Annotated in this window: 8 protein-coding genes; 6 read left to right on the top strand and 2 right to left on the bottom strand. The window is 66.1% G+C overall.

Annotation, left to right across the window (positions count from 1 at the left end; all coding sequences use genetic code 11):
* Positions 1 to 2 precede the first annotated feature (2 nt).
* The 6 genes from JQ603_RS18840 to JQ603_RS18815 all read left to right on the top strand — a co-directional run bounded on the left by JQ603_RS18840 (position 3) and on the right by JQ603_RS18815 (position 10,363).
* Complete coding sequence (locus JQ603_RS18840; protein WP_212341644.1) at positions 3 to 674, top strand: aspartate/glutamate racemase family protein; 672 nt, start codon at positions 3 to 5, stop codon at positions 672 to 674.
* Positions 675 to 821: 147 nt separating this feature from the next.
* On the top strand, positions 822 to 2,543 hold the full coding sequence (locus JQ603_RS18835) for an AMP-binding protein (protein ID WP_212341642.1): 1,722 nt from the start codon (positions 822 to 824) through the stop codon (positions 2,541 to 2,543).
* A 12-nt stretch (positions 2,544 to 2,555) separates the two neighbouring features.
* Positions 2,556 to 5,858 (top strand): acetyl-CoA carboxylase family protein, encoded by a 3,303-nt coding sequence (locus JQ603_RS18830; protein ID WP_212341640.1) that lies wholly within the window; start codon positions 2,556 to 2,558, stop codon positions 5,856 to 5,858.
* A gap of 96 nt (positions 5,859 to 5,954) precedes the next feature.
* On the top strand, positions 5,955 to 7,802 hold the full coding sequence (locus JQ603_RS18825) for a sigma-54-dependent Fis family transcriptional regulator (protein WP_212341638.1): 1,848 nt from the start codon (positions 5,955 to 5,957) through the stop codon (positions 7,800 to 7,802).
* Positions 7,803 to 7,915: 113 nt separating this feature from the next.
* Positions 7,916 to 8,803, top strand: a complete 888-nt coding sequence (locus JQ603_RS18820) for a LysR family transcriptional regulator (protein ID WP_212341636.1) — start codon at positions 7,916 to 7,918, stop codon at positions 8,801 to 8,803.
* A 135-nt stretch (positions 8,804 to 8,938) separates the two neighbouring features.
* Complete coding sequence (locus JQ603_RS18815; protein ID WP_212341634.1) at positions 8,939 to 10,363, top strand: FAD-binding protein; 1,425 nt, start codon at positions 8,939 to 8,941, stop codon at positions 10,361 to 10,363.
* A gap of 1 nt (position 10,364) precedes the next feature.
* Here the strand turns inward: JQ603_RS18815 and JQ603_RS18810 are convergent, their stop codons facing one another.
* Together JQ603_RS18810 and JQ603_RS18805 are read right to left on the bottom strand one after the other, a co-directional pair.
* Complete coding sequence (locus JQ603_RS18810; protein ID WP_212341633.1) at positions 10,365 to 10,919, bottom strand: flavin reductase family protein; 555 nt, start codon at positions 10,917 to 10,919, stop codon at positions 10,365 to 10,367.
* Between the two features lie 114 nt (positions 10,920 to 11,033).
* Entirely contained in the window at positions 11,034 to 12,131 is a 1,098-nt protein-coding gene (locus JQ603_RS18805; protein ID WP_212341631.1) for an LLM class flavin-dependent oxidoreductase, read from the bottom strand.
* Positions 12,132 to 12,252 lie beyond the last annotated feature (121 nt).

Raw genomic sequence — 12,252 nt, 5'->3', positions numbered from 1 at the left:
GGATGGGCCAAAACTTCGAACGGCGTGCGCGCATCCTCCTGATCAATCCGAACAGCAATGAGGCGACCACCGCGATGATGGTGGCGATCGCCAGGTCGGCCGCCGCCGATGGCTTCGACATTGTCGGTGCCACGGCAACTCGGGCGCCCTTGATGATCGTCTCGGCGGATGCGCTGGAGGCGGCCGCGTCGGAGGTCGAGGAGATCGCGCGTGCTCGCGGCTCTGAGTGCGACGGTATCATCGTGTCGGCATTCGGTGATCCCGGCCTCGCCGGGATCAAGGCGGTGATGACGCTGCCTGCCGTCGGTATCGGCGAGTCCGCGATGCTGGAAGCCGGAGCGAACGGCCGCCGGTTCGGCGTGGCGACCACGACGCCGCTGCTGAAAGGGAAGATCGATGCATTGCCCGATGCGCTGGGGTTGCATGCGCTCTACACCGGCACACGCTTTGCCGATGGCGATCCGCAAGAGCTCATGCGCGATCCGGCGCAGCTGCGCGCGGCTCTCGCCGCTGCGGTCGAGGCCTGCATTGCGCAGGACGGGGCGGAAGCGGTGATCATCGGCGGCGGGCCGCTGGGTGAAGCGGCACGCGAGCTTCAGCCGATGTTCACCGTGCCTGTTATCGCGCCGATCCCGTCTGCCGTGCGGCGGATCATTCGTCTCGTCACGGCGTAGCGTGATTTTTCCGCGCCGCGGCATCGGCCGTGCTGCGGAAAACTGTTTTCCTTGACATCAACTCTGCCGTGCTCGACCTGTAACAAGGTCGAGCGACGGCACGTTGCGTGCCGTCGCGAAAAGAACAAGCAGCACGGGACGGACGCCATGAGTGCAGGCCTCAACGAGAAGGACTACCTCGCCACCTTGCGCGGCCTGTGGGACAAGGCCTGGCCGAAGGGCATGCCGCGCTCCCCGAACTATCTGCATGGCGAAGTTCCCCTGACGGAATATCTGCGCGCCTGGGCCAAGCACAGTCCCGCGCGACCTGCGGTGATCTTCTACGGGCATGTCACCACCTACGCCGATCTCGATCAGCAGAGCGATCGCTTTGCCGCGCTGCTGCAGGCCAAGGGCGTGCGCAAGGGCGATCGCGTCGCCGTCTTCCTGCCGAACTGCCCGCAATTCCACATCGTGTTCTTCGGCATCTTGAAGCTCGGCGCGGTCCACGTCCCCGTCAGCCCGCTGTCGCGCGCGTTCGAGCTGTCCTACGAGCTCAACGACACCCAGGCCGAAGTGATCGTGGCGCTGGACCAGCTCATTCCCGTCGTCGAGCAGGTGAAAGGCGAGGTGCGGCTGCGCGAGATCATCGTCACCAGCTTTGCCGATGTGGTGCCGGCTGCGCCGGCGTTCCCCGCGCCGGACTCGATTCGCGGGCCGCGCGTCGCGGTCCCGGGCACGACCGATCTGCTGCCGGCGCTTGCGGCGATGTCGGCGCCGACGCCGCTGCCGCCGCCCAGCCTCGATGATGTCGCCGCGCTCAACTACACGGGCGGCACCACCGGCATGCCCAAGGGCTGCGTCCATACCCATCGCGACATGGTCTATACGGCCGCCGCCAATTACGGCATCTCGGTGCTGTCGGACGAGAGCAGCGTGTTCCTGTCGTTCTTTCCGGAGTTCTGGATCGCGGGTGAAAATTTCGGCCTGATCTTCCCGCTATTCTCCGGCGCGACGCTGGTCCTGCTCGCGCGCTGGGACGCCGTCGGCGCGATGGCCGCCATCGACAAATACAAGGTCACCATCACGGCGATGCCGGTGGACGGCGCGGTCGAACTGATGGACCATCGGCGCTGGAGCGAGTTCGACCTGTCGTCGTTGAAGCAGGTGCGTGTCGTCTCCTTCGTCAAGAAGCTGAACGCCGATTACCGCAAACGTTGGAAGGACCTCACCGGCACGATCCTGATGGAGGCGGCCTGGGGCATGACGGAGACCCACACCTCCAACACGTTTACCGCCGGATTCCAGGATGACGATTTCGATCTCAACAACCAGCCGATCTTCGTCGGCCTGCCGGTCCCCGGCGCCGAGTTCAAGATCACCGATTTCGAAACCGGCGCGCTGCTGCCGCTCGGCGCCGAAGGCGAGATTCGCGTGCGCACGCCGTCGCTGCTGAAGAGCTACTGGAACAAGCCGGAGGCGACCGCGGAATCGCTGATCGACGGCTGGCTGCGCACCGGCGACATCGGCACCATCGACAAGGATGGCTTTTTGCACTTCCTCGGCCGCCGCAAGGAGATGCTGAAGGTCAAGGGCATGAGCGTCTTCCCGCCGGAGATCGAGGCGCTGCTCGGGCAACATCCGAAGGTGCTGGGCTCGGGCGTGGTCGGGCGCGACGATCCCGACAAGGGCCAGGTGCCGGTGGCCTATATCCAGCTCAAGCCGGAGGCGGTCGGCACCATCTCCGCGGAGGATTTGCGCGCCTGGTGCGCCGAGCGGATGGCCGTCTACAAGGTCCCGGAAGTGCGTATTATCGCTGCCCTGCCGCTGACGGCGACGGGCAAGGTCAAGAAGCAGGACCTCAACGCAAATCTTCCTGCTGCTGTCTGAGTGAGAGAGACGATGTCGTTCAAAAAGCTCCTGATCGCCAACCGCGGCGAGATCGCCATCCGCATCGCGCGCGCAGCGGCTGATGCCGGCATCGCGACGGTCGCGATCCATCCCGTGGATGATGCGCTGTCGCTGCATGTGCGTGTCGGCGACGAGGCGGTCGAAATCGCCGGCCGCGGCGCGCGGGCCTATCTCGACATCGACGCCGTGGTGAAGGCGGCGAAGACTGCCGGCTGCGATGCCGTGCATCCCGGCTACGGCTTCCTCAGCGAGAACGCGGCGTTTGCAAAAGCCTGCGCCGACGCCGGCATCACCTTCGTCGGGCCGAAGGCGGCGGCGCTCGAACTGTTCGGCGACAAGGTCGCGGCACGGCAACTGGCAAAACGCTGCGGTGTGCCGATCATTGCCGGCACCAGCGGGCCGTCGAGCCTCGAGGAGATCACGGCGTTCTTCGCCTCGCTCGGCAGCAATGCGGCGATCGTGATCAAGGCCATGGCCGGCGGCGGCGGCCGCGGCATGCGGGTGGTGGAGAATGCGTCCGATCTTGCAGAGGCCTATGCGCGCTGCCAGTCCGAGGCCAAGGCGGCGTTCGGCTTCGATGGCGTCTATGCCGAGCGGCTGATCCGGCAGGCGCGTCACATCGAGGTGCAGATCATCGGCGATCGCCATGGCGCGATCTCCCATCTCTGGGAGCGCGAATGCACGATCCAGCGCCGTCACCAGAAGCTGGTCGAGGTCGCGCCGAGCCCGTCGCTGAGCGATCCCCTGCGCGGCCGCATCATCGAGGCGGCGAAGCAGCTTGCGACGGCGGCGGCTTACGACAATCTCGGCACCTTCGAGTTCCTGGTCGACGGCACCGCAGAGGACAACTTTGCCTTCATCGAGGCCAATCCGCGGCTTCAGGTCGAGCATACCGTCACGGAAGAGGTGCTCGGCCTCGACCTCGTCCGCGCCCAGCTCGCGGTCGCCGCGGGAGCTTCGCTGGCCTCGCTCGGTCTTGCGCAAGGCTCAATCCCGAAGCCGCGCGGCTATGCCATGCAGCTCCGCGTCAACATGGAGACGCTGGACGAGACGGGAGCGACCCATCCGACCGGCGGCGTGCTCGCCGTGTTCGAGCCGCCGTCGGGGCCGGGCGTGCGCGTCGATAGCTTTGGCTATGCCGGCTACAAGACCAGCGCCGCTTTCGATTCGCTGCTGGCAAAGGTCGTCGTACATACGCCGGGCGAGGCCTGGCATGACGTCGTGGCGAAAGCCTCGCGTGCCTTGCGCGAATTCCGGATCGACGGCGTCGTCACCAACATCGCCTTCCTGCAGGCCGTGCTGGCGCATCCGGATTTCAGGACCAACCGTATCGCGACCGATTTCATCGATCGCAACATCGCAAAGCTCGTCGAGGCCGCCGATGGCGCGGCGAGGCCGCTCTACTTTGCGGCGACCGAGCACTCCGGTCATGGCGCGGAAGCGCATGTCGCGCAGATCGTGCCCGAAGGGGCGGTGATGGTTGCTGCGCCGCTGCAGGGGACCATCGTCACGATCCAGGTGAAGCAAGGCGAGATCGTCCGCCCCGGCCAGCAGCTCGCGGTGATCGAGTCCATGAAGATGGAGCATCTCGTCATGGCCGAGCAGGGCGGCCGCGTCATGAAGCTCGTCGCCGGCGACGGTGCCACGCTGATGCATGGCGAGCCGATCATGTATCTGGAGCCGCTCGACGTCGCGGCCGACAGCACGGCGGCGGAAGCCGATGTCGATCTCGACCACATCCGCCCCGACCTCGCCGAGCTGATCGCGCGCCAAGCCAATACGCTCGACGAAAACCGCCCCGCTTCGGTCGAGCGCCGCCGCAACACCAACCAGCGCACCGCGCGCGAGAACGTTGCCCAGCTCGTCGACGACGGCTCGTTCATGGAGTACGGGAGCCTCGCGATCGCGGCGCAGCGGCGCCGGCGCAAGCTCGACGACCTCATCAAGAACACGCCGGCCGACGGCCTCGTCATGGGCGTCGCCACCGTCAATGCCGGGAAGTTCGGCCCGGAAGGCGCGCGCTGCATCGTCGTGGCCTACGACTACACCGTGCTCGCGGGCACGCAGGGCCACATGAACCACAAGAAGATCGACCGCATGCTGACGCTGGCGGAAGACTGGCGCGTGCCGCTGGTATTTTACGCCGAGGGCGGCGGCGGCCGGCCTGGCGACACCGACCGGCTTGGCATGACCGGCCTCGACGGCCCGTCCTTCGTGCAGTTCGCGAGGCTCTCCGGCCTCGTGCCTGTCATCGGCGTCGTCTCCGGCTATTGCTTCGCCGGCAACGCCGCGATGCTCGGCTGCTGCGACGTCATCATCGCCACCAGGAACGCTTCGATCGGTATGGGCGGCCCCGCCATGATCGAGGGTGGCGGCCTTGGCGTCTATCATCCGGCCGAAGTGGGGCCGGTCTCATTCCAGTCGCCCAACGGCGTCATCGACATCCTGGTCGAAGACGAAGAGGAAGCGACATCCGTCGCGCAAAAATACCTGTCCTATTTCCAGGGCGCGGTGACGGAGTGGGAGGCTGCCGACCAGCGTCTGCTCCGCCGCGCCATCCCCGAGAACCGCCTGCGCGTCTACGACATCCGCAGCGTGATCGACCTCGTCGCCGACAAGGACAGCGTGCTGGAGCTGCGCCGCGACTACGGCGTCGGCATGATCACCGCACTCATCCGCATCGAAGGAAAACCGTTCGGTCTCATCGCCAACAACCCGCGCCATCTCGGCGGCGCCATCGATGCCGATGCCGGCGACAAGGCCGCGCGCTTCCTGCAGCTTTGCGACGCCTTCGATCTGCCGATCGTCTCGCTGTGCGACACGCCCGGCTTCATGGTCGGCCCGGAAGCCGAGAAGACCGCGATCGTGCGCCACGTCTCGCGCATGTTCGTCACAGGCGCGAGCCTCACCGTGCCGCTGTTCGGCATCGTGCTGCGCAAGGGCTATGGCTTAGGGGCGCAGTCGATGATCGGCGGCGGCTTCCACGCCTCGTTCTTCACCGCGGCCTGGCCCACGGGCGAGTTCGGCGGCATGGGCCTGGAGGGCTATGTCCGCCTCGGCTTCCGCAAGGAGATGGAGGCGATCGCCGATCCCGAGGAGCGCGAGACCTATTACCGCAACAAGGTCGCCGAGCTCTATGCCAACGGCAAGGCGGTCTCGATCGCCTCGGTGTTCGAGATCGACAACGTCATCGACCCCGCCGAGACGCGGCGGTGGATCATGGCGGGGCTCAGGTCGGTGCCGAAGCCGCCGGCGCGGACGGAGAAGAAGCGGCCGTGCATCGACACGTGGTGAGGGCGGTGCAGCAATAGCGCCGTTCCCGGTTCCCGATTGACATCCCCGCCCGTGCTGCCAGACTTTGCACAATAATACAGGGTGGAGACGTCCGCGATGGCCAGCCTTTCGGCCTCGAACCATGTCGCCCGTGTCTTGTCCGTCGCCAATCACGTGACGGACGTCGATGCCTCCTCGCGGATTGCAAATTCCTGGCGGCGCTGCCTGATCAGCCACAAGCTCGATCCGGCCCGCCAGGGCCCGCCGCAGACGCTGACCGAAGCCGAGATCCGCCACGTTGCCGAACCCATGGAGGAGACGATCAGGCTCGCCACGCCCGAGCTCGACGATCTTGCCCGTGTGCTGCGTGACGCCGGTTACTGCGTCAATCTCGCAGATGCGAACGCGACCATGCTGTTCAGCCGCCTGCCGGGCGAAGCCGACGCAAAGATGTTTCTCGACTGGAAGATCTACACCGGCTCCAATTTCGCCGAGACCTTTGAGGGCACCAACGGGCTCGGCACCGCGCTCGCCGAACAGAAGCCGATCCTGGTGCACCGCGACGAGCATTTTCGCGCGCAGTGGCACATGTTCTCCTGCGCCGTGGCGCCGCTGTTCGACCAGGCCGGGCGGCTCGCCGGTGCGATCAACATCACCTCCTGCCGCGAGGACCTCGAGCGCACCGCGCATCAGCTTGCGCTCGCGGTGACCATGGAGGCGACGCGGCGAATGGAGGGCGCGATCTTCCGCGGCCATTTCCGCAACGCCTGGATCGCGACCGTGCCCGGCGACGGCGGCAGCGGTCTCATCGCCTATGATGACGACCGCCGCATCGTCGGCGCCTGCCGCTCAGCGCGTGCGCTGCTCGGCCTCACCGATGGCCTGATCGCTTCCGGCATCGACCTGTCGCGCTACATCAAGTTCGATCATCATGCCGCGCGCGGTGCGGATGAGATGGTCGAGCTGCGCCGTGCCGACGGCAGTCCACTGGGGCAGGGGCATGTCGCGCCGCCGCTGCGTGCAAAATCGCATGTGCCGCGCCGCGATGCGCCCGCCGACCGTTTCGATGCGCTGCACCGGCTCGCCGGCCGCGATCCTGATTTGGTCAAAAGCGTGAAGCGGCTCCGAAGCATCGGCGATCACAATCTGCCGGTGCTGCTGCATGGCGAGACCGGCGTCGGCAAGGACGTGTTCGCGCGCGCCATTCACGCCGCCAGCAACCGCGCGCGCAACAATTATGTCGCGCTCAACTGCGCGGCAATGCCCGAGAGCCTGATCGATGCCGAACTGTTCGGCTATGAGGCCGGCGCCTTCACCGGCGCGCGGCGCGAGGGCTCCAAGGGCCTGATCGTGCAGGCCGACGGCGGCACGCTGTTCCTCGACGAGATCGGCGATATGCCCATCGCGCTGCAGACGCGCCTCTTGCGCGTGCTGGAAAACCGCGAGGTCTGGCCGCTCGGTGCGCTCAAGCCTGTAGCCGTCGACATCCGGCTGATCAGCGCCACCCACCGCGATCTTGGCCGCATGGCCGAGGAGGGCGCCTTCCGCGCCGACCTCTATTTCCGCCTGCGCGGCATGGAGGTGCACCTGCCGGCGTTGCGCGAGCGTGCCGACCGCGCCGATATCTTCCGCCAGATCGCGCGCGAGGAGGCGCCGAACTGCCGTCTGTCGGACGAGGCCTGGGCGCTGCTGATAGCCTATTCGTATCCCGGCAACATGCGCCAGCTCCGCCATGTGCTGCGGCTTGCCGGCTGCACGGCCGAGAACGGCGTCATCACCGATGCCGATCTCGACCTGCCGCCATTTGGCGGGAGGGCGGAGCCGGATCTCGCGGCGGCCGAGCGCGCGACGATCATCGAGGCATTGCGCAAGCATGGTGGCCGCGTCACCGAGGCAGCGCGTGCGCTAAAGCTGAGCCGCGCCACGCTCTATCGCAAGATCAAGCAATTGAAGATCTCCGTCTAGCGCGTTCGCGGGTTCCTGCTGGAACTCGGCTCTTGCTCGACTCGCGTGGATCAGTCGGCAAACACCTCGCCGCGCCCCTATATTCCCGAGAGAGCGAGAGAGGAGAGCCATCGATGGAGGAGATCGAAGTCTTTCTGGCTGTCATCGAAGCCGGCAGCCAGACGGCCGCGGCGCGCCAACTCGGGCGGTCGCTGCAAGCGGTGAACCGCGCGCTGGCCGCGCTGGAGCAGAGCGTCGGTGTCGAGCTGGTGCGCCGAACCACGCGGCAATCGGTGGCGACCGAAGCGGGCCTGGCGTTCTATCGCCGCGTCAAGCCGGCCTTTGCGGAGATCACCGAAGCGCGTCTTGAAGCTGCAAACCGGCGCGTCGAGCCGTCGGGACTGCTGAGGGTCGCAGCACCGGTTCTGTTCGGATCGACCCATGTGGTGCCTGTGATCGCCGAATTCATGGCGCGCTTTCCGCAGATCGAAGCCGACGTCAACATGTCCGATCGGCCCGTCGATGTCGTCGGCGACGGCTTTGACCTTGCCGTCCGGATCAGGGAGTTGCCGGACTCCTCGCTGAAGACCAGACGGCTCGGGGAGTTGCGCACCGTCGTCTACGCTGCACCCGATTATTTCGCACGCCACGGCCGTCCGCATCACCCTCGTGATCTCGCCGGGCATCAATGCATCCTGCGCAGGACCGGTCGCGGCGAAGCCGACATCTGGCGGTTTCAGGTCGATGGCGAAATGATCGTTGTGCAGGTGAACGGCCGCTTTCACACGGACAATATGACGGCCGCGCATGCGGCCGCCCGTCATGGCCTTGGTGTCGGATATGGCCCGTTCTGGCAGATCCGCGATCTCATCGATCAGGGTGCGCTCGAAATCGCGCTGGAAGCGTTCGAGGCGCCGCGAACGCCCGTGCGCGCCGTGTTTCCGCCAAGCGCGATACCGCCGGCGAAGACGCATCTCTTTGTCGATCTGCTCGCGGAGCGGCTGAAGCACGAGCGGCTTTGAGCCGGCGTGCGGCAATGCATTCTCCCGATTTGCGGGAATGTCTATCCCGCGATGCGCCGGTTGTCGCGGCGGGCCGTCGATCGCAGCTTGGGGTGCAGGGGCCCATTGCCCGGCAAGGGCGCAGAGGACTGCACCATGACTCCCAATCGACGGACACTTTTGCACGCGGGGGTCAGCGTCACCGCGACGCTGGCTTCCGCCACCTTTGCCGGACAATCGCCCGGCGCGCGCGACGCGCGGCCGCCAAAAGCCCTGCTCGCGGACGATCCGGAATCCCGCGCGGCGGCCGCGCAGGATTTTGGCCACATCATCCAGAGGCAGCCTCGGGCCGTCTGCAAGCCGAAGTCGGGCGCCGAAGTCGCCGACATCCTGCGCTGGGCCAGGGAGCAGGGGCTGAAGGTTGCGGCGCGCGGGCAGGGCCACGCGACCTACGGCCGGGCCATGGCCGAAGACGGCATCGTGATGGATCTCGGTGCGATGGCCGCGATCCACCGGATCGAGTCCGATTGTGTCGTGGTCGATGCCGGTGCGACCTGGCACGCCGTGCTGCAGGCAGCCCTGGCCAAGGGGTTCGCACCACCGGTGCTGACCAACTATCTCGGCCTGTCGGTCGGCGGCACGCTTGCCGTCGGAGGAATCGGCGGCTCGTCGTCGCAGCACGGGCTCCAGACCGACCAGGTTCTGGAGCTGGATGTCGTCACCGGCGAAGGCGTGGAACTGACCTGCTCGCCGACCGCGCATGCCGAGCTGTTCGACGCCGTTCGCGCCGGGCTGGCGCAATGCGCGATCATCACCCGCGCGATGCTTCGATTGATGCGCGCACCCGAACGTGTCAGGCGTTATCTGCTGTCCTATTCCGATCTCGCGTCACTGACCGCCGACCAGCGGCGTGCTCTGGACGAGGGACGCTTCGATCAGTTGCAGGGCGCGGTCGTGCCTGACGGCACCGGCGGCTGGCGCTATCAGATGGAAGCAGCCGTCTTCTACGACAGCGGCACGCCTCCCGACGACAAACGGCTGCTTGCAGGCCTTGCCGAGAAGCGCGAGACCGTTTCGGATCTCGCCTTCGGCGACGACGCTAATGCATTTGCGAAGCTCGAGCAGCTGTTGCGATCGAATGGCCAGTGGTTCAACCCGCATCCCTGGCTGCTGACATACTTGCGCGGCAGCAACGCGCTGGAGGTGGCAAGCGAGGTGATTGCCGGGCTGAACAGCGATGATCTCGGCCCGTTCGGGCGGATCACCTACTATCCGATATTCACCGGCGAATGCCGCACGCCCCTGCTTCGACTGCCCGACGAGCGCGTCGTGTTCCCGTTCAATCTGATCCGCATCCCGGCATCGGCGGACAAGGCGAATGCGGACCGACAGCTTGCGCGCAATCGCACGGTCTGCGACCGCATTCGCGCTGCAGGCGGCATGCTGTATCCGGTGAGCGCGCTTGCGATGTCGCCACAGGATTGGGCCGATCATTTCGGTCCGAGATGGCCGCTGCTGTGCGACGCCAAGCGCCATCACGATCCGGCCGGCATCCTCACGCCTGGATATGATCTGTTCTAGCTCAAGAAAAATCCGTCCAGCTCAGGTGCCGCGAATCGAGATCGCCGACTGAAACGGTTTCGCGGATTTCCTGCGGCGTGTGGAAGCTGCTGCGCAAGTACACCAGCGGCGCCGCAGTAGCTGAATGCGTCGCACCGCGCACCTCGCCGACGAAAATCGAATGCGTTCTGGTCTCGAACTCCTGCGCCAGCACGCAGTCGAATGCCGCCACCGCATCCGTCAGCACCGGCGCGCCGGTCACGCCGCGCGTCCACTGGCCGAACGCGAAGCGATCATCGCCGTTGACGCCCTTCTGGCCGCTGAAGGTGAGCGCCAGCAGCGCGTGATCCTCGTGCAGGAGGTTGATTGCGAACGCGCCTTCCTCGCGGATGCGCGCATGGGCGCTGGCGTTGCGGTTGACGCAGACGATCAGCGAGGGCGGTGAGTCCGACAGCGAGCAAGCCGAGGTCACCGTCAGTCCCGTGCGCTTGCCGTGCTCGGCGCCAACTGTGACCAGCGCCACGGCGCCGGCGCATTGGCGCATCGCCTGCTTGAAAGCCTTTGCGTCCACCGACACGCGGAAATCTCCCAAATGAATGCGGGTGCGGCACGATCGCGCCGCACCCGGCGCTAAGAGTATAGCATGATCTCTTCGGAAAACCGCTGCGCACTTTTCCGGATCAGGCTCGGGTCAAGCCGCCTTCTTCGCGGAGCCGAGATGCGTCAGGCGCGGCATCACCTCGTTCTTCAGCAGCGAGAGCGAGTGATACCAGGCCTCGGCCTTGTGCTTGTAGTCGAAACCGAACACCAGCAGCACGCCGAAGCCGCCGACCTCGTCGTAGATCTTCTCGATCTTCTCGGCGACGGTCGCGGGCGAGCCGACGATCCAGTTCCGCTTGGCGCAATATTCGACCGTGACGTCGCTGTCGGGCACATCGGGGGCGTGCTTCAGATAATCCTTGAAGCCGAAATGGCCGAGCAGCGGCAGGAAGTACTCGTGCATCATCCGGCCCATCATGTCGCCGGTCGAGAGCTTCCAGGCCTCCTCGTCGGTGTCGGCGACGAACACCTCGCGCACGAGGCGCCAGTCCTGCCGGTTCGGCTTGCGTCCGGTCTTGGCCGCGCCGATCTCGACCGAGTCCCAATGGCTGCCGACATAGGCCGGATTGAGGTTGAGGCTCATCGGGATGAAGCCGCGCTCGCCCGCCAGCTTCAGCGTGTCCGAGTTCTTCGAGAGACCCGCAACGCCGATCGGCGGATGCGGCGCCTGCAGCGGCTTGATATGCGGCTTGAGGAAGTCGAACATCGTGTCCGGCTTGGTCACCGTCCAGTACTTGCCCTTGTGGGTGAAGGGCGCGGGCTCGGTCCAGAGCTTCAGGATGATCTCCAGCGCCTCGCGGGTCATGTCGCGGTTCTGGCCGCTCATGCCATCGACGTTGAACATCGCCCAGTCGCTCGGCAGGCCGCTCGCCGCGACGCCGAAATTGAGCCGGCCCTCGGACATATGGTCGAGCATCGCGACGCGGTTGGCGAGCTCGGCCGGGTGGTGATAGGGCAACAGGAATCCGCCCGGCCCGATGCGAAGCTTCTTGGTCTGCATCAAGGCCTGCGCGATCAACAGGTCCGGCGTGGGATTGGGTTCCCAGGGCGCGGTGTGGTGCTCACCGACCCAGGCCTCCTGATAGCCGAGCTCGTCGAGCCAGCGCATGACCTGCAGGTCCCAGTCGTTTCCTTCCTTCAGGCCGCACTCCGGCGGATGCGAAGGCATCGTGAAATAGCCGATCTCCATGGGTTTCCTCTTCACAGTTGACGCGTCTTGCTGCGCGGTTCACGGATGTGAGTGGAGACGCTTCAGCAAGCGGTGTGCCAGCGCGATTGCGCTTCAGACCCGCGAGAAAAGGCTGGTTTGC

This window comes from Bradyrhizobium liaoningense (genome assembly GCF_018130825.1).
In the GTDB taxonomy this organism is placed as follows: domain Bacteria; phylum Pseudomonadota; class Alphaproteobacteria; order Rhizobiales; family Xanthobacteraceae; genus Bradyrhizobium; species Bradyrhizobium liaoningense_B.
Note: the sequence above shows the minus strand (reverse complement) of the source record. Positions and strands in the feature narration are given on the sequence as shown.